This window comes from Reinekea forsetii (assembly GCF_002795845.1).
Taxonomy (GTDB): domain Bacteria; phylum Pseudomonadota; class Gammaproteobacteria; order Pseudomonadales; family Natronospirillaceae; genus Reinekea; species Reinekea forsetii.
The window spans coordinates 3,275,973-3,296,957 of the sequence record NZ_CP011797.1 but is presented as its reverse complement, the minus strand read 5'-3'; the positions used below and the strand labels follow the sequence as shown (position 1 = coordinate 3,296,957).

The 20,985-nt window shown below is 55.4% G+C and carries 14 protein-coding genes; 9 read left to right on the top strand and 5 right to left on the bottom strand.

Translation table 11 applies throughout. The features are described 5' to 3' along the window. The first annotated feature begins 5 nt into the window (after positions 1–5). The gene (gene carB / locus REIFOR_RS15090; RefSeq protein ID WP_100258347.1) at positions 6–3,230 is read left to right on the top strand and encodes a carbamoyl-phosphate synthase large subunit; all 3,225 of its coding nucleotides are present in this window, start codon (positions 6–8) and stop codon (positions 3,228–3,230) included. Positions 3,231–3,295: 65 nt separating this feature from the next. Beyond that, entirely contained in the window at positions 3,296–3,772 is a 477-nt protein-coding gene (gene greA / locus REIFOR_RS15085; protein ID WP_100258346.1) for a transcription elongation factor GreA, read from the top strand. A gap of 68 nt (positions 3,773–3,840) precedes the next feature. Here the strand turns inward: greA and REIFOR_RS15080 are convergent, their stop codons facing one another. The 4 genes from REIFOR_RS15080 to REIFOR_RS15065 form a co-directional block, all read right to left on the bottom strand. Further along, positions 3,841–4,368 carry a DUF3833 domain-containing protein gene (locus REIFOR_RS15080; RefSeq protein WP_158524409.1) on the bottom strand — a complete coding sequence of 176 codons (528 nt, stop codon included), beginning with the start codon at positions 4,366–4,368 and terminating at the stop codon, positions 3,841–3,843. A gap of 92 nt (positions 4,369–4,460) precedes the next feature. Continuing rightward, positions 4,461–4,781 (bottom strand): hypothetical protein, encoded by a 321-nt coding sequence (locus tag REIFOR_RS15075; protein ID WP_100258344.1) that lies wholly within the window; start codon positions 4,779–4,781, stop codon positions 4,461–4,463. 60 nt (positions 4,782–4,841) lie between these two features. Then, complete coding sequence (locus REIFOR_RS15070) at positions 4,842–6,242, bottom strand: SLC13 family permease (protein WP_100258343.1); 1,401 nt, start codon at positions 6,240–6,242, stop codon at positions 4,842–4,844. 134 nt (positions 6,243–6,376) lie between these two features. Further along, the gene (locus tag REIFOR_RS15065) at positions 6,377–7,699 is read right to left on the bottom strand and encodes a deoxyguanosinetriphosphate triphosphohydrolase (RefSeq protein WP_100258342.1); all 1,323 of its coding nucleotides are present in this window, start codon (positions 7,697–7,699) and stop codon (positions 6,377–6,379) included. A gap of 152 nt (positions 7,700–7,851) precedes the next feature. Here REIFOR_RS15065 and radA point away from each other — a divergent pair, with 152 nt between their 5' ends. Then, complete coding sequence (radA, locus tag REIFOR_RS15060) at positions 7,852–9,237, top strand: DNA repair protein RadA (RefSeq protein WP_100258809.1); 1,386 nt, start codon at positions 7,852–7,854, stop codon at positions 9,235–9,237. Between the two features lie 69 nt (positions 9,238–9,306). On the opposite strand, the gene REIFOR_RS15055 is transcribed toward radA, so the two are convergent. Further along, positions 9,307–9,582, bottom strand: coding sequence for a PA4642 family protein (locus REIFOR_RS15055; RefSeq protein ID WP_100258341.1), 276 nt, complete (start codon positions 9,580–9,582; stop codon positions 9,307–9,309). Between the two features lie 235 nt (positions 9,583–9,817). Here REIFOR_RS15055 and REIFOR_RS15050 point away from each other — a divergent pair, with 235 nt between their 5' ends. The 6 genes from REIFOR_RS15050 (at position 9,818) to REIFOR_RS15025 (ending at position 20,980) form a co-directional block, all read left to right on the top strand. Further along, positions 9,818–11,602, top strand: a complete 1,785-nt coding sequence (locus REIFOR_RS15050) for an autotransporter assembly complex protein TamA (RefSeq protein WP_100258340.1) — start codon at positions 9,818–9,820, stop codon at positions 11,600–11,602. After that, positions 11,602–16,281: a translocation/assembly module TamB domain-containing protein gene (locus REIFOR_RS15045; protein ID WP_100258339.1), complete on the top strand. Its 4,680-nt coding sequence runs from the start codon at positions 11,602–11,604 to the stop codon at positions 16,279–16,281. The genes REIFOR_RS15050 and REIFOR_RS15045 overlap by 1 nt, the downstream gene beginning before the upstream one ends. Before the next feature lie 71 nt (positions 16,282–16,352). After that, complete coding sequence (locus REIFOR_RS15040; RefSeq protein WP_100258338.1) at positions 16,353–16,649, top strand: hypothetical protein; 297 nt, start codon at positions 16,353–16,355, stop codon at positions 16,647–16,649. Positions 16,650–16,800: 151 nt separating this feature from the next. Next, positions 16,801–17,331: a leucine-rich repeat domain-containing protein gene (locus REIFOR_RS15035; protein WP_100258337.1), complete on the top strand. Its 531-nt coding sequence runs from the start codon at positions 16,801–16,803 to the stop codon at positions 17,329–17,331. A 155-nt stretch (positions 17,332–17,486) separates the two neighbouring features. Then, on the top strand, positions 17,487–19,232 hold the full coding sequence (locus REIFOR_RS15030; protein WP_100258336.1) for an ABC transporter transmembrane domain-containing protein: 1,746 nt from the start codon (positions 17,487–17,489) through the stop codon (positions 19,230–19,232). Further along, positions 19,229–20,980 (top strand): ABC transporter ATP-binding protein, encoded by a 1,752-nt coding sequence (locus tag REIFOR_RS15025; RefSeq protein ID WP_100258335.1) that lies wholly within the window; start codon positions 19,229–19,231, stop codon positions 20,978–20,980. The genes REIFOR_RS15030 and REIFOR_RS15025 overlap by 4 nt, the downstream gene beginning before the upstream one ends. Positions 20,981–20,985 lie beyond the last annotated feature (5 nt).

The following is a 20,985-nucleotide window of genomic DNA, read 5'->3' as shown; positions in this document are numbered from 1 at the left end:
AAACCATGCCAAAACGTACTGACCTAAAAAGCATTCTGATCCTCGGCGCTGGGCCCATTGTGATTGGCCAGGCCTGTGAGTTTGACTATTCCGGTGCACAAGCATGTAAGGCGTTACGCGAAGAGGGTTATCGGGTCATCCTGGTCAACTCGAATCCGGCCACCATCATGACCGACCCGACCATGGCCGATGCCACCTACATAGAGCCGATCACCTGGCAGGTCGTGGAAAAAATCATCGAAAAAGAACGTCCGGATGCAGTGTTGCCGACCATGGGTGGCCAGACGGCGCTCAATTGCGCACTCGATCTGGAGAAGCACGGCGTTCTCGCCAAATACGGTGTGGAAATGATCGGTGCCAATGCCGACACCATCGATAAGGCCGAAGATCGCAGTCGCTTCGATAAGGCGATGAAGTCAATTGGCCTCGATACCCCCCGATCCGGCATCGCGCACACGCTCGAAGAAGCCATTGTGATCGCCGAACGCCTGGGCTTTCCGTCGATCATTCGTCCGAGCTTTACCATGGGCGGCAGTGGCGGCGGTATTGCCTACAACAAAGAAGAATTTGAAGAGATCTGTCGCCGCGGGCTCGACCTGTCGCCGACCAATGAATTGCTGATCGACGAAAGCCTGATTGGCTGGAAAGAATTCGAGATGGAAGTGGTGCGCGACAAAAATGATAACTGCATCATTATTTGCGCCATCGAAAACTTTGACCCGATGGGCATTCATACCGGCGACTCCATTACCGTTGCGCCGGCGCAAACGCTAACCGACAAAGAATATCAAATCATGCGTAACGCCTCACTGGCGGTGCTGCGTGAAATTGGCGTCGAGACTGGCGGTTCGAACGTCCAGTTCGGCATCGATCCGGCGACCGGCCGCATGGTGATCATCGAAATGAACCCACGTGTGTCGCGCTCGTCCGCCCTGGCTTCGAAGGCCACTGGCTTCCCGATTGCTCGGGTCGCCGCCAAGCTGGCAGTCGGCTATACGCTCGACGAGTTGCAGAACGAAATCACCGGTGGCGTCACCCCGGCCTCGTTTGAGCCGAGCATTGACTACGTCGTCACCAAGATACCGCGCTTTGCCTTCGAGAAGTTCCCCCAGGCTAATGATCGCTTAACGACTCAGATGAAGTCGGTCGGTGAAGTCATGGCGATTGGCCGTAATTTTCAAGAATCCTTGCAGAAAGCGTTACGCGGTCTGGAAGTGGGCGCCTGTGGTTTTGACAGCTATGTTGACCTGAACGCAGACAATGCCAATGAAATTATCGTGCGCGAATTGCGCGAAGCCGGTCCTGACCGAATCTGGTACGTCGCCGATGCCTTCCGTTCGGGCATGTCGGTGACCGATATTAATGAGCTGACCGGCATCGATCCTTGGTTCCTGGTACAGATCGAAGATTTGCTCGCCGATGAAAAAGCCCTCAGCAGCAAAGGCCTGAAAGACCTCGATGAGGCGCTGATGCGCAGCCTGAAACGCAAGGGCTTCTCGGACCTGCGTCTGGCTCATCTGCTCGGTGTCAGTGAACAGGAACTGCGCAAGAAGCGCTGGGCCCAAAACGTGCGCCCGGTCTATAAGCGGGTGGATACCTGTGCCGCGGAATTTAAATCGGATACCGCCTATATGTATTCGACCTACGATGAAGAATGCGAAGCGGCGGTGACCGATCGCGAGAAAATCATGGTCATCGGCGGTGGTCCGAACCGTATCGGCCAGGGCATCGAATTCGATTATTGCTGTGTGCACGCTGCCCTGTCGGCGCGTGAAGACGGTTACGAAACCATTATGGTGAACTGTAATCCGGAAACTGTCTCGACCGATTACGACACCTCCGATCGGCTCTACTTTGAGCCCGTCACCTTGGAAGATTTACTCGAGATCATCGATCTGGAAAAACCCAAGGGTGTCATCGTCCAGTACGGTGGCCAGACACCATTGAAATTGGCGCGTGCCCTCGAAGCGGCCGGTGTGCCCATTATTGGCACCAGCCCGGATGCCATCGACCGAGCCGAGGACCGTGAGCGCTTCCAGGTGATGGTTGAACGGCTGAATCTGTTGCAGCCGGAGAACGGTACCGCGCGTAGCCTCGATGAGGCCGTGTTGATCGCTAACCGCATTGGTTATCCCCTGGTAGTGCGACCGTCCTATGTCTTGGGCGGCCGAGCCATGGAAATCGTCTACCAGGAAAAAGACTTGCGCCGCTATATGAATGACGCGGTCAAGGTGTCGAATGACTCGCCGGTGCTGCTCGATCGCTTCCTCGATGATGCTATCGAAATGGACATCGACTGTGTCAGCGACGGCGAACGTGTTGTTATCGGCGCTATCATGCAACATATCGAACAGGCGGGCGTCCATTCCGGTGACTCGGCCTGTTCGCTGCCGCCCTATAGCCTGCCGATGCCTGCGCAAAACATGATCCGTGAGCAGGTCAAGGCGATGGCGCTGGAGCTTAATGTAATCGGCTTGATGAACGTCCAGATGGCCTGGCAGGATGAAAAACTCTATATCATCGAAGTGAACCCGCGTGCCTCGCGCACCGTGCCTTTCGTGTCCAAGGCCATCGGTGTGTCATTGGCCAAGATCGGCGCCCAGGTGATGACCGGTAAAACTCTGTTGGAATTGGGCTTTACCGAAGAGATTATTCCGAGCTATTTCTCGGTCAAAGAAGCGGTCATGCCGTTTAATAAATTCCACGGTGTCGATCCGGTGTTAAGCCCGGAAATGAAATCGACCGGCGAAGTCATGGGCACCGGCAAGACCTTTGCTGAAGCCTTTGCTAAGGCTGCTGTTGGTGCCGGTGCGGTGTTACCGACCTCGGGTAAGGTGATTATTTCGGTCAAGAATAAAGATAAGGCCGCGGCGTTGGTGATGGCGCGTAGCCTGACCGAACTGGGTTTTGATGTGGTTGCTACCCGGGGTACGGCGCAGTTCTTTAGCGATCAGGGTTTGCCGACCTCGGCGGTGAATAAGTTCAAGGAAGGCCGTCCGCATCTGGTCGATCTGATCAAAAATGATGAAGTTGCCTTTGTGATCAATACCACCGAAGGCCGGCAGTCGCTGGTCGACAGTGGCGAGATCCGTAAGGGTGCACTGCAACATAAGGTTTATTACACCACGACCTTGGCCGGTGCCGAGGCCTCCGTGATGGCCATCCAGTTGCAGCAAGAGCCGTCTGTAAACCGCCTGCAAGACTTGCATGCCATGCTCAGTCAGTCATAATAACGGTCAAGTACAGACGATCAAAGGGCGCCTGGCGCCCTTTTTAAATGAGAAAGGAACATCGCATGCAACGATATCCAATGACCGTTGAAGGTGAATTGGCGCTTCAAAACGAGCTCAAAGAATTAAAATCTGTGCGTCGGCCCGCGGTAATTATTGCTATCGCCGAAGCCCGCGCGCACGGTGACTTGAAAGAAAACGCTGAATACCATGCCGCGCGTGAGCAGCAGGGCTTTATCGAAGGGCGGATTCAAGATATCGAAGGTAAGCTATCCGGCTCCCAGGTGATCAATGTGCACGATATACCGGTCACCGGAAAAATAATCTTCGGCACTACGGTAAGTCTGCTTAATGTTGAAACCGATCAGGGCGTGACCTATAAGATCGTCGGTGATGATGAGGCCAACGTTAAGGTCAACAAGATCTCCTTGAACTCACCGATTGCTCGAGCGTTGATCGGCAAGGAAGAAGGCGATACGGTTGTCGTTAAGGTGCCCGGCGGCGTGGTCGAATATGAGATTGAGAAAGTCGAACACCTCTAGGGTTGAGGCTTACTCAGAAGTAAAAAAACCGCGTATTACGCGGTTTTTTTATGGCTAATCTTAAAAACCTAGTCGATCACGCGCATGGTCAGTACCACTTCGCCGACCGAAAAACCAAATTTTGACATTGAGGTCACATTGACGATGGAGTTGTCACTGACCTGATAGAGCCAGTCGTCCATGCGAATGCCGATGTTTTTACCCGAGGCCAGGGGAACATCGAGGACATAATTCATATGGATGGCATTGCCGGCAAACTCCATCTGGGCGTCTCCGATGACATCGGCCGCGGTGCCGACATAGGTTTGCTCGCCGGTCTTGCGGAACTGCCAAACGCGTGTCTGGATCTCGCCATCGCTCCAAGTAAAGAGTTCATCGAGCACTCCGCCCTGTTCGTCCCAAGTGGCACTGATTTGGGCGGTGAAGGTGCGGCTGACTTCGCCGCTGCGATCGCGCACAAAGCCTTCGGCATGGATCTGATTGTTGAAGAAACTCATCGGATCAAACTGGATCGGGGTGTCGGCATAGATACTGACCGGCAACTGGCTACAGGCACTTAACAGGGTGGCGCTGGCAAATAGGGCAATGGTTTTCATGGCGGGTCTCCTAAAACAATTCCGATTCTTACGCATCAGCTGGCAAAACGGATGGTTTGTATTGTTCTCCTTAGTAGCCTATGCCACAAGGGCTAGGGCAATGGATCACCATATTTTTTTTGACCACGTCTAACGGCCTCATCGAAGCCCTTCGCGCAGCTGTCAGATACGTCCTGGAACGCAGCCTTTAAATCGCGTCCCGACAAGAAGCCGCCGTCGAGCATCCTGGTCCGCAAGAAGCTCTCATAATCCTTGCCTTCGTGAAAATATCCGCCTGGGGCGATGATATAGCGCGCCACCAGCTGGTCGCACTGACGGCACTGGACATAGACCCGCTGAGCGTCATCTCGGACGAGGATATTGCGCAGATTCCGCGACCGGCAGTGTTGACACTGTTGAATATACACGTCCATTTAAACTCCTTATTGTTGTGACATTTACATTGTTAGTTGTTAGTTGTTAGTTGTTAGTTGTTAGTTGAGGACCCAGAACCAATAGAGCGGGCCCAAAGTAAAGGCGGTCACCAAGCCCAGGATCGCCATCAAGGTGCCCATCCGGGCCAGGTCCTTGACGCTGATGACTCCGGAGCCAAAGGCGATGGCATTGGGCGGTGTGCTAACCGGTAAAATCATCGCCATGGAGCAGTTCAGCGTAATGGCGAGTACCAGCACAAAGAGCTGCTCGGTCGGCAAACTCAAGGACACCACGAGGGGAATTAACAGTCCGGCGGTTGCCGTGTTACTCATAACGGTGCCGAGTAGTGCGGCGACCAGTACCAAAGCGCCGACCAGCAAGGTAAAGCTGCCGGTGCTGGGCAACCAACCGACAATCACGCACCCCATATCGGTAATGTCGATCGCAACGCCTAGGGCAATGCCGCCCGCGACCATAAAGAGCACGTCCCAAGGTAAGGCACGAAAATCAGACTGATCCAGAATAGCCAACCAAAAGGCAGCAATAATGGGAAAGAGCGCCACGGTGCCGGTCTTTATCCCGAACTGGCCGCCAACAAGCCAACCCAGGACAGTGAGCACAAAGATCCCTATAGACAGCCATTGGCGAGCCCTTAGAGGCTCGGCCTCGACCGTGCCTATGTCCAACCTAGCGGTGCCCGGCGGATAGACCTTCAACAGGGCAAACCAGAGCAGCGTCAAGGCTATTAGCAGGAAGGGTAGGGTGAGCATCATCCACTCCAGAAAACTCACTTGGATGTCCTTGGCCGCTAGGTAGCTCATGGCAATGGCGTTAGGCGGTGTGCCAATGGGGGTGCCGATACCGCCTAGATTACAGGCCAGCGGAATCGACAGAATCAAGCCCACCCGAAAGGGGGTGCCGACGCGCAAACGCTCAGCCAGCGGTAGCACCATGGTTAACATCATCGCCGCCGTTGCAGTATTGCTCATCCACATCGATAAAAATGCGCAGACGGCGATGATACCGGCCAGGGTGGTGCTCGGTTCGCCCTGGGTCAGCTGCAAAATCCAATGGGCAAAGCGGGTGTCGAGTCCGGCCTTTTGCATCAGGCTCGATAAGACAAAACCGCCCAGAAAAAGCAGAATAATATTGGAAAAAAAGGGCGCGAAGAATAGGGCATCGCCGATCGGTTGACCCAACTGAGCTAGCGCTGGCGACAGCCAGAGCAATTCTAGAGCGAGGATGATAAAGCTAACAATAAACAGGGGTAACCACTCACTAACCCACAAGACCGCGGCTAACAGGAGAATCAAGACCGCCTTGACCTGAGCCGGATTGAGCCCCGAGAGCGCCGGCCAATCGGTCGTGGGCAGAACAAGGGTGATCAATAATGCCAGTGCGGCCCAGAGTTTGGCCTGATGCACCCCCAGACCCTGATAGAAATTTAACACTGCGCGCATAGATGGACTGCTGGCTAAAAGAGTCCTCCATCTTAAGGTATTGACTTAGCCCACACCGCACACAGATCATCTTTTTGGGCACTGAACGGTGTGCGCTGCTGGGATAGTGGCGCGCGGTTTTTGCGCATCGGGGCCTAGCTGGGTGCGGAAATTTGCTTGGCTAGGTAGAGCGCGTAATTGTCGGTCATACCGGCGATATTGTCGACCATGCGTTGATAGATCTCATATTGACTCATTTGCTCGGTCGGGGCCTCGCCGGCCATCAGGTCGAACACCCGCTTGGTGCGATAGGACAAAGTCTTTCGATCGCGTTTTTGGTGAAACTCAAAGCCTGCCTCGATAAAGGTTTTTAACAGCACCGATAAGACCGTATAAGCGCCGATCTCGGTTTCGGTTTTCTGCACATCCATAAAGACCTTGTTGATGGCCAGATTCTTGGCCCGGTTGATGCCATTGCGAATGCGCTCAGGGCAGGCGGAGATTAGATCTCCGGTAAAGGTTGCCGCCATGATCGAATCGAGGTGGGTCACATACGTCGCGACCACCGCATCGACGATGCAGCCGATGGTCTTACTGCGCAGCGCCGAGAGTTGGCGGCCTGGGGAAATATTGCCGCTGTTGTTGAGGTTGAGGACCTTGGTGCCCTGGATATCGAGAAAGATCTCCTCGACCTCGACAAATTCGATAATGCTCAGCTCCACCGCATCTTCTAAGTCGATTAGCGCGTAACAAATATCATCGGCCGCCTCCATCAGATAGCTGAGTGGGTGGCGCGCTAGGCGACCATCGGGCTGCTGGATCAGGCCAAGCCGGTTGGCCAGTTCCTGGAGAAAGCGGTGTTCACTGCGAAAGCAGGAAAACTTGCCATTGGCGCCGGCCTGCTCGGCGGTCCAGGGATACTTCAGCGATGTACCCAGGGTCGGAAAGGTTAGGCGTAGGCCGCCGTTATTAAGATGGTACTCAACCTGGGCGAGGGTACGGAAACCCTGGGCATTGCCTTCAAAGCACTGCAGGTCGAGCTTTTCCAAATCGGTCAAACCCGACAAAAACATCTGGTTGTCGGCCCGCTTAAACCAATCCTGGATCGCATATTCGCCAGCATGACCGAACGGCGGATTGCCAATATCGTGCGCCAGGCAGGCAGCTTGTACAATAATACCCAGATCGTCGGGCTCAATACCCTCAGGCAGCTGATCTTTAATGATCTCGGCGACCCTGATACCTAGGCTGCGGCCAACACTGCCGACTTCCATCGAGTGAATGAGTCGATTGTGAATATGGTTGTACTTGGCCAGTGGATGCACCTGCGTTTTACCACCGAGCTTGCGAAAGGCGCCGGAAAAGACGATTCGGTCGTGATCCTTGTGGAAGTGGCTGCGGCCCATGTCGGCAGGGCCGGGGGCATCGTGACCAAAGCGGGCGGTGGTTAACAGCTGGTGCCAATTCATCGGCGTCATAGGGTTGCTCAGTGCAGATCGGGCGAAGTTGCGACCATGATGAGAGGGCGCGCGGCAGAGATCAAGTGCTGTGCATGCAAAGCTTTTACTTGAGTGCTGGCCGGGCTTTGGTTATAAAGGCCACAGAGATCATTTTACTGGATATATCTACAGTGGCTAAAAATAAGATTCAACTGGTCTGTACCGACTGTGGTGCCGACTACGCCAAGTGGCAGGGTCAATGTACCGAGTGCAAGGCCTGGAACACGCTCAAGGAATTCCGTGAGGCCAAGGACCCGACCGGGCGACCCAACTTTGCCCAGGATGAGCGCTTTCAAGGGTACACCGGCAGTCAGGCCGGAGTGCAAACGCTGAGCGCCGTTGACCTGGCGGATCAGACGCGCATCGTCACCGGTATCGGCGAGTTCGATCGGGTCTTGGGCGGCGGCCTGGTGCCAGGCAGCGCCGTGTTGATCGGCGGTCACCCGGGCGCCGGCAAGAGCACGCTGTTGTTGCAAACCCTCTGCCATCTGGCGAGTGAGCATTCGGTGCTCTATGTCACCGGCGAGGAGTCGGTGCAGCAAATTGCCTTGCGCGCGCAACGCTTGAATCTGCCGCGCGACGATTTGAAAATTCTCTGCGAAACCAGCGTCGCGCGGATTACCGAAGTCGCCAAGGAGCTGGACCCGAAGATACTGGTGATCGATTCGATCCAGGTGATGTTTGCCCCGGATGTCGACTCGGCGCCCGGCAGTGTGTCGCAAGTGCGCGAATCGGCCGCCTGGCTGACCCGTTTCGCTAAGCAGACCGGCACTATTCTGATCATGGTTGGCCATGTCACCAAAGACGGCACTCTGGCTGGGCCGAAGGTGCTAGAACATATGATTGATGCCTCGGTGATGCTCGAAAGCTCCGCCGATTCGCGCTACCGGACTCTGCGCGCGATCAAAAATCGCTTTGGTGCGGTCAATGAGCTGGGCGTGTTCGCGATGCTCGACAGCGGTATGAAGGAAGTTAAAAACCCCAGCTCGATCTTCCTGAATCGCTCCGATGCGGCCTCCTCCGGTTCTATCGTGACCGTGGTGTGGGAAGGCACACGACCAATGTTGATCGAATTTCAGGCACTGGTCGATGGCACCACCATGGGCCATCCCCGGCGCGTGGCGGTCGGTCTGGATGCCAATCGCTTGAATATGTTGTTAGCGATACTGAATCGCCACGGCGGTGTCTTTACCGGCGATCAGGATGTCTTTATCAATGTCGTGGGCGGCGTGCGGGTCACCGAAACGGCCGCGGATCTGGCCAGTGTGCTGGCTATCTTATCGAGTCTGCGGGATCGGCCCCTACCGAACGAATGGATCGCCTTCGGCGAAATTGGTTTGAATGGGGAAGTTCGGCCAGTGCCCAATGGTCAAGAACGCATTGTCGAAGCCGCCAAGCATGGCTTTAAAAAGGCCATCGTGCCGCTCGGCAACAAACCGCGCAAACCGATCGAGGGCATTACTGTGCTGGCCGTCAAAAGCTTAGACGAGGCCTTGAAACATCTGCGTGACGAATAGTCCGGTGCCGCCTAAGGCTGCATCGGTGGGCGCGGTGCATTGGCCGTGCCCTCGGTTGCCCAGACTCTGCTAGACGAGGGCGCCGAGGTAGAATTCACTTTGCGCATGGTTGGCAAGCAATGCCGCTAGGGTATGGCCATCCGGGTTGGTCGCCGCCAAATTGCGACCTTCACTTTTAAACAATGCCACAAATTGCAAGAACGCGGTCTCATCCATCCTGGTATAGGCTCGATACAGGCAATGAAAGTCTCGGTCTGTCCCATCGTATGTGTTAAAATCCAAATAGAGTTGCAGCTGTTCTGCACTCCAGGGTTCGCCTTCGATTCTTTTTTTATCGCGTTTCATTGTGACCCCGTTAGTAATGAATGGCAGCTGTTACCAAATGCCAATTGATCTGTGTATATAGCGCGAAATAATACCCAGTTGGAGCTGTTAGGACAAATGAACAAATGGCATAGTGACAAGTCATTGCCGTATAAGACTCGAACACCGAACAGGCAGTCAAGCGACGTTCCGTGTTCAATGCCCGACATGGCTTTTGTCTTCAGTTTTGGTTACGCCAGGGTATGACATCTTCAGCATGATAAAATATTTAAAGACACCGCTGGTTTTGCTTCTATTGCTGGTCAATGGCGCCAGCGCCGCTGCACTGCGCTCGGCCAATCGTTGGGATATCAGCATAGCGCCCTATCGTTTTGAGCTTCAGGGGGAGTTTGTGCGGGCGGTTAACGACTACCGTGCGGCCGTCAATCAGACCAATATAGATCCCAGTCGAGATCGCCAGATACGAGCGGAGTTAACACGTCTGGAGCAACTGGCTCGGAGTCGCGGCTATTATCAGGCGATTATCAACAGCAGTTGGAACGAGGAAAAACTGACCCCCCGCTACCAAATCACCTTGGGACCTCAATTCATCATTCGCAGCCTGTCGTTGTCGGGAGGCTTTATGCCTGAAGATAACCAGTGGCAGGTGCTGGCCGTGGGTGAAGCCTTAAACGCTGCGCTGGTACTCAATCAGCAAGTTAAGCTGCGGCAATACATTGAAGCGCGCAGCTGCTTTTACAGCCTCTCGATCGATCATCGAGTCACGCTAGACGAGGCGGAGCAGGTCGGCGATGTTGATTTTCAGGTCATCGTGTCCGATCCCACTACCTTTGGTGAGGTTGAATTTATCGGTGCGGGCGATGCGAAACTAGAGTTTCTCGCCCGGGTCAGCGGTATCGACAGCGGCGATTGTTACCGTCGAGCCGACATCGATAACGCGGTGATCAGTCTGTTTGACACCGGTCTTTTTAGTCAGATTCGGCCTACCCTGACGCGAGGCGAGTCCGGCCAGGTAAATGTCACCTTCGGCTTGGAGTCGCGTAAAGACCGGACCCTGCGCGCCGGCTTGGGCTGGAAGAGTGATCAAGGTATCGGCGGTTCGGCCGGTTGGCAGCACAGAGATCTCTTTGGCGAAGCGCAAAGTTTGGCCTTGGGCCTAGCATTGCAATCTGCTCAGCAGAGCGCCACAGCCAATATGGTGATACCGAGTTTTCTTGATCGCCGTAACCGCCTCAATTGGGACAATGAAATAAGTTACGCTGAGGTTGCCGGGGTCGAATCGACCATATACTCCAGCATCGCGCGCTTGGCGCGCAAAGCCTCAACGCTGGACTATTATGAGTTTGGTCTCGGTGTCAGTCAGATCGACGAGACCAGCTATGGCGTCAGCGACCGCTATCGCCAGTTGCGCACCCCGCTCAGATATCTCCGTGACTCGGTCCAGGATCCGTTCAATCCTAGCCTTGGCTTGCGCACGTCCGTGGGCGCCGAGCCGGTCTGGGACATCGATGAAAAGTTCACGCCCTTCCTCTTGACCGGTGTTGATCTACAGTATTTTTGGTCGTTGAAGAAGCGCGCCACCTTTGCCAGCCGGGTCCGCTGGGATTCCCTCTGGTATGGTTCTGAGCTTGGGTCCACCCTGGCCAACATTCCGCAATCGGAATGGTTGAAGGCCGGCGGCAGCGCCTCGATTCGAGGCTATGGCTACCAGAGCATCCAGTTAGCCCAAAAGGAAATTACTGCCGAGAACCCCAGCAGCTTGGCCGCCGAGTTGCCGGGCGCGACGCAGCGTTGGCTACTGGTCAACGAGGCGCGGTTGCGCATCAATGACAGTTGGGGTGGCGTTGCCTTCTGGGATGTTGGGGCCTTGGGTGAGCGCGCCAGTTTAGACTCGCCTGAGCAGTGGTACCACGGTGTCGGGCTCGGCATTCGATATTTCACCCGTTTTGCACCGATCCGAATCGATCTGGCCTGGCCACTAAACCAGCGTGCGAGCGATGCCAACTTTCAGGTTTATGTCAGCCTAGGGCAGGCCTTTTAATGGCTATTCGTCTGCGCGCGGTGGCGCGTCACGGTTGGATCACGCTGCTGCGCGTGACGGTGTTACTGCTCATTGCGGTGCTGATGATCAGCGCCATGCTGGTCGGCACCGAGGGCGGTCGCATCGGCTTGATGACGCAAGGGGTTCACTTCTTGCGTCTGTGGTCGGGGCAAGATATCAGCGTCAGCGGGATCCGTTCGCCGGGCTTGGGTCAATGGCGCATCGGGCAAATCAAACTGGTCGGTCTAGCCGCGGCACCGACCATTCAAATGGATAACTTGTCACTCAGCTGGCAATGGCCTTATGCCGTGCAAAATCGCTGGTGGTTCGATGATATCGCCATCGGTCGGCTGCAAATGCAACTGGCCGAACCGGGCAGCGGCGCTGGCGCGAATCCATTCGCCCGTCTCATCGAGTTATGGCCCCGCTTACCCGCAGTGCGCATCGAAAATGTGGCCATTGGCGACATTAGCCTGGACCGACCTCGATACCCGACGCTGCATGCCACCCTGGCGGCGGAAGGCGAAATCAACTGGGGCGCATTACCGGCCCGGCTTGCCCTGTCGTTGACTGAGCCGGGCACGGCCAATAGCTATTCGGCCGAACTGTCGGCCGACGCCATAGATCGCTTCCGTTTGCAGGGTTCGCTGTTAGCACAGCCATCAACGGCCTGGGCCCGATGGCTGCGTTGGTCATTGACTGAACCGGCACAGGCCTCGTGGGATGCACGCATCGACTACAGCAACAGCGCGACGCTGCAGGTGGCCATTGATCAGTGGTCGCTGCCCTGGCGTTCTCACCGACTGGAAGCCAGCGGCGCGCTAGAGTATCGGATAGCGGACGGACGACTGACCTTCCTACCCGTCGACATCAGCCTTGATGGTAAGCCGGCTGCGCTGCTCGGCTGGATCGACCCGAACGACTCCGAGCTGTCTATCGAGATGACCGATTGGGTGCTCGACCCGTTCAGTGAATTTGCCGGTGTGGCAGAGTTGACCGGCCAACTCTCGATGCAGGCGCAGTGGTACGGCGGTTGGCGTCGACCACGCTTGGATGCCAAGGTGGGCGCCCAGGGTACATGGCAGGGCACACCCTTTGATCTGTCTATGACCAGTTTGGCGGAGGCAACGCGTCTGCGCCTAGAGACTGCCAAGCTCAGTCTGGGCAACAACCAGATCTCAGCCGTTGGCTTGATCGACTGGTTGTCCGATACCCTAGACCTGAGTTATCAGGGCCAACTGTTCACCGATCCGCTGTTTCAGGAACTGCTGCCCGCCAGCTTGGCTCAGCTTAGTTTGGGCGGTGCGGTAGCCGGCACCCTAAGTGGGTCATTCACCGACCCACGGGTTGCGCTCGACGCCCAACTGCAGGGTACGTGGCATGACGCACCGCTGCAGGCAAGCCTCTCCGGCACATGGGGTCAGGGGGAACTGAACCTGAGTGCATTTCAGTTGGAAACCGAGTTACTGCAAACCGGCGGCAGTTTGAATTATGTCTTAGCCGATCAGAGCTGGCGTGCCCAATTAAAACTGATCGACTGGCGCGCTGAATTGCTCGCGCGCCTGGGCGTCAGTTTGCCGGTCGCGTTTCGCGGCACCGGCTCTGGTGACCTGAGCGTCACCGGTCAGGGGCGTGCGGTCGACATCAGCGGTGACGTTCTTATTGAGGGTTTTTGGCAAGACTGGCCACTGCGCGCACGCCTGATCATTGCCAGCCTGCAATCGAGCCATCTTGAATTGGCAGCGTCCGAAGTGCAGCTGGGAACATCCCAGTTAGCCGGAGCGGGTAAAATAGATTGGCGTGAAAAAAGTTTCGACCTGAACCTAACCCATCAGGATTGGCCGTTGGCCATGCTGCGGCCGTGGTTATCCTTTTGGCCGCAGATACTCGATACCCTCGAGGGCGAGTTAACCGGGCAAACGAGCCTAACCGGCCCCTGGAACAAACCGGCGATTGGCACCGACAGCATCTTACACGGCCAGTGGTTCGAGCAACCGCTGACGCTCGCCTTAGTGACTCGCCCCGACGACAATTTGCACTGGAAAATCGATCAGTTTGAGGCTCAGTGGCTTGATGCTCGATGGTATTATCGGGGCGATTTCTGGCCCTATGAACTGACCCTAGACGGCGATGCCGAGCTGGAAGCCATCGCCAGTCGCCACTTGCCACTGCTGTCGCGTGAGTTTATCGGTGCTGAACGCGCCCTACCCGATACGCTCGATCTGCGCTTCGATGCCGATATTCGGCTCACCGGTCGCCTAACCGCACCGATCATCACCGGCGATGTCGATGCTCGCGGTCAGTTCGATCGCCAGCCCGTGGTGCTGCGCGCCGACCTGACCCAGCTCGATGTCGATCATGTCGATATTCGTGCGGCACAAGGGCGGTGGGCGGGCGGAGAATGGCAAATCGAGGGCCAATATCACTGGCGCTTAGAGCAAGCAGCCTTGACCGTGGCCACCCAAACACCCGATGCCCGACCCCTGGTGCCCTGGCTAAAGGCGGTGCTCGGCGAGTCAGTCGATCTGAGCACGCTGGATACTTGGCAAGGCTCGCTCGATGGCAAGTTAGAGCTCGACAATCGCACGGCCGATTGGCGCATCGACGGTGATCTGACAAGCGTTGGCACCCTATTAGAAGAACCCTATCGACTCCAATGGCAAGGCCAAGGCGCCTGGCAGGATCAGCTAGAACACCAGTTTAGAGGGCAATTGGGTGCCAGCGGTATCGAGGCTAGCCTGGTGACTGAGCAGCAAACGGTGACTGGAGCGATCTCGATTAAGGATCTCCGGTTTGCCCAGATCCGTCAGTTGGGCGCACCGGTCCCGGATGGTTTAACCGGGCAACTGAGCGCCGAGCTGACGCTGGCCGGCCCGTTGGCGTTGCCCGAATTCAAGGGCCAAGTCAGCAGTGTCGGTCGCTTAGGTCGGGATATCCGTACGCTGCCCTTTAGCGCGCAACTGTCCCTGAGTGGCAACCGTGAAAACTGGCGCGTCGCCGAAACACTGTTCGATATCCCCAATGCCCTCAGTTTGACGGTGTCCGGCCAGGGCCAAGGGCTAGACGGCGAACTGCTCTTTGAGGGTCGGTTACCGGACACAGCCTACTGGATCGATAACGCCGAAATAGGTCCTGGAATCGCGACCTTTAACCTGCAGGCCAGTGGCAATCTAGCTGCCCCACTGCTGTCCGGTGCCATCGACTGGCAAGCACAAAATTGGCCGATTAATATCAATGGCCAATTGCGTAGCGAGGCTGGTCGTTATCTTCTGAGCGGCTCGCTCAGTTCGGATGCTCAGACCCGGCTTAAGGTCGAACTCGGCACCGCTCGGGTGGCTCTATCCCAATGGCAGGCTCTAGTCAGCGAAAAGCTTTTTGCCGGAAGTGTGACAATCGACACCCCGCTGTCGGTGTTGGATCCGTTTTTTATCGATCAGCCCGACCAGCAAATCGGTGGCGAATTGGCCGGGTTACTGGAATGGCAAGGCAGCCTGTTGGCCCCATCTTGGTCTGGTAATCTGCAGTGGCTCAATGGTTTCTATGAACACGCCACTTACGGCACATTGATCAGTGATATTCATCTGGATCTGGCGGCCAACCAGGACACTTGGCAAATCGATGGTCGTGCACTGGATGGTGATCGCGGACAAATTCGCATTCAGGGTGATGTGCAATTTCTGCCGCAAGCGCAGCAATGGCTAGCTCACAAGATTGATCTCGGTGTCACCCTAAACAAGGCTGGACTGTTAAATCAGGCGCAGATGGACGCCACTGTGTCCGGTGCATTGCAGGCGACTGGTTCCTATCATCAGCTGCAGGTGGCCGGTAAACTTAATGTCGCACCGTTAAATATGCAGTCGGATTCCTTCCTCTGGGACGGCGCGCCGCAACTAAATATAGTGCAGGCGAATGGGGTAGCCAGCAAGTCTGCGCAAAAGCCGACCTATTGGCCCCAGGGCCGTTGGCAAGTCTCGGTGGTGGCGAATAACCGGGTCAACCTCTACGGTCAGGGTATCGATGCCGAGTTAGCCGGTACGCTGGAGCTAACGGATGATTTTTATTTGCCGCAAATCTCCGGTCAATTTGCCATCGTGCGCGGCAACTATGTGGGCTTTGGCAAGGCCTTTACCCTGACCGACGGCAATGTCCAAATTCAAAACAACCAGCTGGTACTGGACGTCAATGGGCTCTACAAAGAGCGCGATTTAGAGGTGGGTATCCGCATTAGCGGTACCCAGGATGCTCTTAGCTTGGTACTCAGTTCACCCTCCGGTCTGGGCCAAGATGAGCTGCTATCCCAGCTGCTCTTTGGCCGGCGAGTGGAGCAAATGAGTGTGATTCAAGCCGTGCAACTGGCATCGGTGGTCAACCGCTTACGTACCGGTGAAACCGGGCTCGATCTGATCGCCGCGACTCGCGACGAGCTGGCCCTCGATTCTCTGGTAGTCGACACCAAAAGCACCAGCTCAGGTGATGTTGCCTTTAATATCAGTGCCGGTAAATATGTTAATGAAAACCTCTATCTCGAGGTTGAACAGGGCGTCGGGACCGACCAGGATTTCCGCAGCAGCCTACAATATGAGCTGACACCGCGCACCTATTTGGAAGTCTACACGCAGGGAGAATTCGGGTCATTCAACAATAACGGCCTAGAATTAAACTGGTCAGTAGATTACTAGAGTGGTTTGCAATTCCAATAGCCTGCTTGCGTAGGCGGGCTAAAGTAACAATCTTCGAGGATATCCGTGCTATGTTTAAGACAGATTTGAGTACTCAGAGTAAGATAAAAACAATCTTTTCTGGCGTATTTCTAACCGCTCTAGCGGGGTACTTCTGTTATCAAGACCTTCTCGTGCCATTAACGGGCGGTATCTTTTATGCTCGCCAGGGCGTGGAAACTTTCCAAGACCAGGAGCCCGTTTGGTTTTGGGTGCAAACGGCATTTCAGGGCGGCTTCTTGACCTTGCTGCTGGGTTCCTTTGGATTGTTTTTTTTGGTCGCCGCGGTCAAAGGTGAAGGCAAGGTGGTATCGTTTAAAGGCGATTGATGACCCAAGCCAGCAAGCCCATGGCAAAGTCGATCGGTTGTTTTACAGCCTGTTAAGTGTTGAGGTAGGTTAGGAAATGTCACAGAATTATGTATCTAATCCGAAGCCCAAAAATCTAACCAGAAGAAGGCTGCTTAAAAAAGGGTCAGTAATGCTGTTCGGCCTGACTGCCATACTGCAAGCCTTTACCCGTCGCCTTAACGCAGAAGAAAACCCACAAATGACCTTGGCAACACTAGTGAACGTCTTAAAGTCGACCCAAAATGCAGTGTGTCAAACGGCCGCGGCTAAGCTGATGTTGTTGCACGAAAATAGCCTGGACTACGACTTGCATCTACGCAATGCCAACCTAAGCAGCATGCAAATCGAACACATCGCAGCCGCCATACAGGCGATTCATAGCCAGGGCGGGCCGGCCTTGCACTCGGTTAGCCTGAGTTATAATAAGGTATCCGATCAGGTCATGGTGAGTCTGGTTAAAAGATTGCCCCCGACCGTGACCGAGGTTGGTTTGGTACAATGTGGGCTGAGCGATTTGGGCGGTGAGGCTCTGTTAGCCTGGGCATTCGGAGCGACAAAATTACAGATCTTATGTGTTGAGCAAAACGCCTTTTCTCAACCCTTACGAGCAAAATTCAGCGCCTTAAGGCAACGACGGCCGGGCCTTTTAGTGGTTGTTTAAGAACACCGAAACGGAGCCGACTTTTGCCAGCGCAAGGTTAATCGCAGCCAAAATTATTTGCCACATCGTTCATACTTAACAACAACCGACTGTTGATTGATGCTCCAGTTGCAGTTCCGAAATTGATTTCGTTATCCACTTACAGAGGATCGCAGGTGCGGGTTTTTTTACAGCTGTTCTGGTTTTTCCGTCAAGAATGGCGTCGTTATGGCGTGGCGTTGGTCGCCTTAGTGGTGGTCGCATTCGCGACCATGGTGCCGCCCTGGATGATCGGTCAAATTGTCGATGCGTTGGTTGATGGCAGCGCAACCTGGCCGTTTTTGTACAGCCATATCGGCTGGATTTTGCTGGCCGCTATCACCAGCTACAGTCTGCGAGTTATCTGGCGTATTGCACTGTTCGGCGCCAGTTATAAGCTCGCCAATCAATTGCGCCAACAGCTGTTCGACCAGCTGAGCCGACAGTCACCCAACTTTTATCAAACCATGAAAACCGGTGATCTGATGGCCCGGGCCACCAATGATATTCAAGCCGTCGAGATGACCGCCGGTGAAGCCGTTTTGGCGCTGTTCGACGGTGCCTTTACCGGCTTGCTGGTGTTGCTGGTCATGACCCTGGTTATTTCTTGGCCGCTCACCCTGATCGCTCTCGTGCCCTGGCCGATCGTCGGTTACTTTATGTGGCGTTTTGGCAAGGAGCTGCATCTGTCTTTTAAGGACGCTCAGGCGCGCTTCAGCGATCTCAACGATGATGTACAAGAAAGTATTTCGGCCTTGCGGTTGACTCGCGCTTTGGGTCGGGAGGGGGTCGAGCAGGTCGAGTTCAACCGGGTTGCCGCCCGAGCCAATCAAGCCAATCTGGCGGTTGCCCGCACCGACAGCAAGTACGATCCGGCGATCCAGTTGGGCATTGGTTTCTCCTTTTTACTCAGTATCGCCGGCGGGGCCTATTATATTAACCAGGACGTTCTGACCCTGGGCCAGTTAACCAGCTTTAATCTCTATCTGGGTTATATGATCTGGCCGATGTTTGCCATCGGCTGGTTATTAAACCTGGTGGAACGCGGTCAGGCGGCCTACACGCGGATCGCGGATTTGTTTGCCATGGCGCCCGACATCAAAGATGAGGGCACTCTGAACTCGGTCGTGCTGCCCTCGATCGAGTTTGCGATCGACGAATTTCGCTTCGCCCAGGCGCCGCGTCCGACCCTGAAAGATATTCATCTGACCTTGTCGGCGGGCCAGACCTTGGGAATAGTCGGCCACACCGGTGCCGGTAAATCGACCCTAATCAATCTATTGGTGCGCATGGCCGAGCAAGAGGGTGCGCAGATCCGCATTGGCGGACACCCGGTGGCGAACTTCAGCCTCGCCAACTTACGCGCCCACATCGCCACCGTGCCACAAACGCCCTTCTTGTTCTCCGCGACCATTGCCGAAAATATCGCCCTGGCGCGGCCCGAGGCAAGCCAGGCCGACATCGAAGCGGTGGCTCAGATCGCACAAATACACGATGACATTGTGCGCTTTTCGGATGGCTATCAGACCGCCGTCGGGGAGCGCGGAGTCACCCTATCGGGCGGTCAAAAGCAGCGCTTGGCGATTGCTCGCGCGCTGTTGCAAGATGCACCGATCCTCATTCTCGATGATGCGCTGTCTGCCGTGGATGTTAAAACCGAGCAGTCCATTTTGAATCATCTGCGCGTGGCGCGCTGCGGCCGTACCACGCTTATCGTCTGTCATCGGCTTTCGGCCGTGGCCACGGCCGAGCAAATTGTCGTACTCAGCCAAGGCGAGATCGTCGAGCAGGGTGACCATCTGACGTTGCTGGCGCAAAGGGGTTGGTATCGCAAAATGTTCGATTACCAACAGCTCGAATTGGCCGTGGAGGAGGGGCGATGAAGAGCACCTTTATGCGCCTGCTCGACTATGCCCGGGTTTATCGCAAGACCATTGTCGAGGCCTTTTTGCTGCTCCTGTTGGCCACCAGTGCCAGTGTGCTCGGTCCCTATTTGATTAAGGTCTTTATCGATGACTATCTGCGACCGACCAACTGGGATATGCCAGCGATTTGGACCCTAGCGGCCATCTATACTTTGTCGCAGTTGATTGGCGCGGGCACCTACTATTTACAAGCGATGCGCTTTAACCGTATTGCCCTCGACGTCATCCAAACCTTACGCGAGCAAGTCTTTGCGCATGTATTGACCTTGCCCATTGCTTACTTCGACAAGGTCGCGACCGGCAGTCTGATCAGTCGGATCACCAACGATACCGAGGCGATCAAAGACCTCTATGTCAACGTGATCTCGGTATTTGTGCAAAATAGCGTGCGGGTCTTGGGCATCCTCATCGCCATGGCAATCCTGGATCTGCGCCTGATGGCGATCTGTGCCACCTTGGTGCCGATTGTCCTGCTGATTATGTGGACCTACCAAAAACTCTCCACACCGATCTTTCAGCGCGTACGCAGTTTGCTCAGCGACATTAACGCCCGGCTCAACGAGAGCATTGAAGGGATGGCGGTTATCCAGCTGATGAATCAGCAAAAGGCGTTTCAACAAGCGTTTAAACGAACCAGTACCGATCATTATCGAGCCAAGATTCGCAATCTGGTGATCGATGGTTTTCTGTTGCGCGCCCTGATCGATCTGGTCTATCTGTTGTTGTTGTCGGCCCTGCTGTTTGGTTTTGGTGTGATCGAGCTGAGCTCGACCGGGACGATCCAGATCGGGGTGATCTATGCCTTTATCAACTATTTGGGCACTGTTACCGAGCCATTGATCGACATGACCTCTCGGCTCAATATGGCTCAGCAGGCGTTGGTCTCGGCCAGTCGGGTCTTTGCCTTGCTCGACGAACCGAGTGTCGCCCCTATTACCAGCCCGCAGGCACCGCAGGGTATCGATATTCGCTTCGACGTGCCCTCGTTCAGTTACGATGGCGTGCAGCCGGTGTTAAGCGCTATTGAGTTTGAGGTCGCCGGTGGGGATTTTATCGGCATAGTGGGCCACACCGGTTCGGGCAAGAGTACCTTGATGGCCTTGTTGATGGATTTCTATCGGCTCGAGGTGGGCAGCATCTCTATTGGCGGTGCCAATATAGCCACGATGGATACGCTGACTCGAACCGGCTTGGTCGGCTTTGTCCAGCAGGACCCCTTTATCTTTGCCGGGACTATCGCCGACAACATTCGGCTCAATCTGGATTTGACCGATCAGCAAGTGATCGAGTCGGCGCAGCAGGCCCAACTGCACGATGCCGTGATGGGCTTTTCCGATGGCTACCAGACGGTGCTGACCGAACGCGGTAAAAACCTCAGCACCGGCCAACGGCAGTTGCTCAGCCTGGCCCGCACCCTGGCGCGGAAACCGAAGATCCTCATTCTCGATGAGGCCACTGCCAATATCGATAGCCACACTGAGGCGCTGATTCAGAAGTCTCTGATGCGTTTACGCGGTCAAGTCACGCTCATTGCCATCGCTCATCGCCTGAGCACGGTGCGCGACGCCGATCGACTCTATGTCTTGCACCAGGGCCATATCCAGCAGCAGGGCAGCCACCGTGAGCTGATGGCAGCAGATGGACTGTACCAGCACATGTATCAGCTGCAGCAGCAGAAGGACCCCTTTGCGCTGATTGATGGCTAGGTGTC

Excerpts from the sequence above, each read along its gene's own strand:
- carB (WP_100258347.1), top strand. The coding sequence starts at position 6 with ATGCCAAAACGTACTGACCTAAAAAGCATTCTGATCCTCGGCGCTGGG.
- greA (WP_100258346.1), top strand. The coding sequence starts at position 3,296 with ATGCAACGATATCCAATGACCGTTGAAGGTGAATTGGCGCTTCAAAAC.
- REIFOR_RS15080 (WP_158524409.1), bottom strand. The coding sequence starts at position 4,368 with ATGAAAACCATTGCCCTATTTGCCAGCGCCACCCTGTTAAGTGCCTGT.
- REIFOR_RS15075 (WP_100258344.1), bottom strand. The coding sequence starts at position 4,781 with ATGGACGTGTATATTCAACAGTGTCAACACTGCCGGTCGCGGAATCTG.
- REIFOR_RS15070 (WP_100258343.1), bottom strand. The coding sequence starts at position 6,242 with ATGCGCGCAGTGTTAAATTTCTATCAGGGTCTGGGGGTGCATCAGGCC.
- REIFOR_RS15065 (WP_100258342.1), bottom strand. The coding sequence starts at position 7,699 with ATGACGCCGATGAATTGGCACCAGCTGTTAACCACCGCCCGCTTTGGT.
- REIFOR_RS15055 (WP_100258341.1), bottom strand. The coding sequence starts at position 9,582 with ATGAAACGCGATAAAAAAAGAATCGAAGGCGAACCCTGGAGTGCAGAA.
- REIFOR_RS15050 (WP_100258340.1), top strand. The coding sequence starts at position 9,818 with ATGATAAAATATTTAAAGACACCGCTGGTTTTGCTTCTATTGCTGGTC.
- REIFOR_RS15045 (WP_100258339.1), top strand. The coding sequence starts at position 11,602 with ATGGCTATTCGTCTGCGCGCGGTGGCGCGTCACGGTTGGATCACGCTG.
- REIFOR_RS15040 (WP_100258338.1), top strand. The coding sequence starts at position 16,353 with ATGTTTAAGACAGATTTGAGTACTCAGAGTAAGATAAAAACAATCTTT.
- REIFOR_RS15035 (WP_100258337.1), top strand. The coding sequence starts at position 16,801 with ATGCTGTTCGGCCTGACTGCCATACTGCAAGCCTTTACCCGTCGCCTT.
- REIFOR_RS15025 (WP_100258335.1), top strand. The coding sequence starts at position 19,229 with ATGAAGAGCACCTTTATGCGCCTGCTCGACTATGCCCGGGTTTATCGC.